Annotated in this window: 1 protein-coding gene; it reads right to left on the minus strand. The window is 72.2% G+C overall.

The genetic code is table 11. From position 1 onward, the window contains the following. Nucleotides 1-2,377, minus strand: a 2,377-nt coding sequence (locus VKA29_RS04680; RefSeq protein WP_324783890.1) for a beta-ketoacyl synthase N-terminal-like domain-containing protein, incomplete at both ends; no start/stop codon positions are given.

Here is a 2,377-nt window from a genome sequence, read left to right on the forward strand (position 1 = left end):
GCCGCGAACACCGGAAACGCCCCATACAACTCCCGCCCCATCCCAACCCGCTGCGCCCCCTGCCCCGAGAACAACAACGCCACCCGAGCACCGGGCACAGCTGAACCGCACACCACGCCGGCCCCCGGCACGCCTGTGGTCAGCGCGTCCAAGCCAGCCTCGTACCCCTCGATGTCCGAGGCCAGCACCACTGCCCGCTGCCCCAGCGCAGCCCGCGTCCGCACCAGAGCAGCCGCCACATCCACCGGCGATGCCCCCACAAGCGGACGCAACCTGCCCGCCTGCGCACGCAACGCCGCCTCCGAATGCCCCGACAGCACCCACGGCACCAGACCGGAGACCTCACCCGGAGAGTCGTCGTCTCGTCCTGCCGACGACTCCTCCGGGGCCTGCTCCACGATGACGTGGGCGTTCGTCCCGCTGACTCCGAACGACGACACACCCGCCCGCCGCGGACGCCCCGCCCCCGGCCACGGCACCGCCTCCCTCAGCAGCTCCACCCCACCCGCCGACCAGTCCACATGCGGCGACGGCTCCCCCACATGCAACGTCCGCGGCAACACACCCTGCCGCATCGCCATCACCATCTTGATCACACCCGCCACACCCGCCGCTGCGGAGGTGTGGCCGATGTTCGACTTGACCGACCCGAGCCACAGCGGCCGGTCCTCGGCCCGCTCCCGCCCGTAGGTGGCGAGCAGGGCCTGCGCCTCTATCGGATCGCCCAGCGCCGTGCCGGTGCCGTGCGCCTCGACCGCGTCCACGTCGGCGGGACCGAGCCGGGCGTTGGCCAGGGCCTGCCGGATCACCCTCTGCTGGGAGGGCCCGTTGGGTGCCATGAGGCCGTTCGAGGCACCGTCCTGGTTGACGGCGGAACCCCGTACGACCGCGAGCACCTGATGGCCGTTGCGGCGGGCGTCCGACAGGCGCTCCAGGAGCAGCACGCCCACCCCTTCCGACCAGGCGGTGCCGTCCGCTGCGGCCGAGAACGCCTTGCAGCGGCCGTCCTTGGCGAGGCCGCGCTGACGGCTGAACTCGACGAACAGGTCGGGCGTCGGCATCACCGTGACGCCGGCGGCCAGGGCGAGCGTGCACTCGCCCTGGCGCAGGGCCTGGGCGGCGAGGTGCAGGGCGACCAGCGAGGAGGAGCAGGCGGTGTCGACGGTGAGGGCCGGGCCCTCCAGACCCAGGGTGTAGGCGATGCGGCCGGAGATGACGCTGGTGAGGTTGCCGGTCAGGGAGTAGCCCTCGACACCTTCGCCGCCCATCTGCTGCAGGCCGCCGAAGTAGCCGGGCTGGGTGGCGCCCGCGAAGACCCCGATGGGAGCCTTGCGGATTCCGGTCGGGTCGATGCCGGCGCGTTCGAAGACCTCCCAGGAGGTCTCCAGGACGAGGCGCTGCTGCGGGTCCATGGCAAGCGCCTCACGGGGCGAGATGCCGAAGAACGCCGGGTCGAACTCGGCCGCGTCGTGGAGGAATCCGCCTTCGCGGACGTACGTGGTCCCCGGGTGGTCCGGGTCCGGGTGGTAGAGCGCATCCAGGTCCCAGCCGCGGTCGGTGGGGAAGCCGGAGATGACGTCGGCACCGCTGTCGACGAGCCGCCACAGGTCTTCGGGCGAGGTGACTCCGCCGGGGTAGCGGCACGCCATGCCGACGATGGCGATCGGCTCGTCAGACGCCGCGCCGGCTGCCGTGACGGTGCGCGCGGCGGTGTTCTCGCCGATTACCTCGGTGCGTATGAAGTCCGCGACGGCGGTCGGGGTCGGGTAGTCGAAGGCGAACGCGGCGGGCAACCGCAGTCCGGTCGCGGTGTTGAGACAGTTGCGCAGGTTGACGGCGGCCAGGGAGTCGAACCCCAGCTCTCTGAAGGCCCGGTCGGGGTCGATGGCACCGGGCCCGTCATGACCGAGGACCGCGGCGGCGTGGGCCCGCACCAGTTCGAGCACGGTGCGGTGCTGCTCGGCCTCGGGCTGTGCGCCGAGCTTTTCACGCAGCGCCGCCACCGCGGCCTCGAGTTCGGCCGGGTCGGCCGTGGACTGCAGGGTGGCGAGAGCCCGCCGGGTCTCGGGAGCGCGGCGCCTGCGCAGCCAGGACGCCATCTGCGGCAGTGCGTCACGCAGGGATGTCTGCGGGTCGATCTCCAGGGTGCCGAGCAGGGCGTCCACGTCGTCGTGGTCGACGGCCTGCCAGAACTGCTCCTCGATCTCGTCGCGGGGCGCGGTCAGTTCTGGGGTGAGCCAGTAGCGCTGGTGCTGGAAGGGGTAGGTGGGCAGCTCGACATGCCGAGTGCCGCTGGTCCCGAACAGGCGGTCCCATTCGACGGGCAGGCCCCGCGTCCACGCCTCCGCCAACGCCGCCACGAACGCCTCCGGCTCCG

Source organism: Streptomyces sp. H51 (genome assembly GCF_035656535.1).
Classification (GTDB): Bacteria; Actinomycetota; Actinomycetes; order Streptomycetales; family Streptomycetaceae; genus Streptomyces.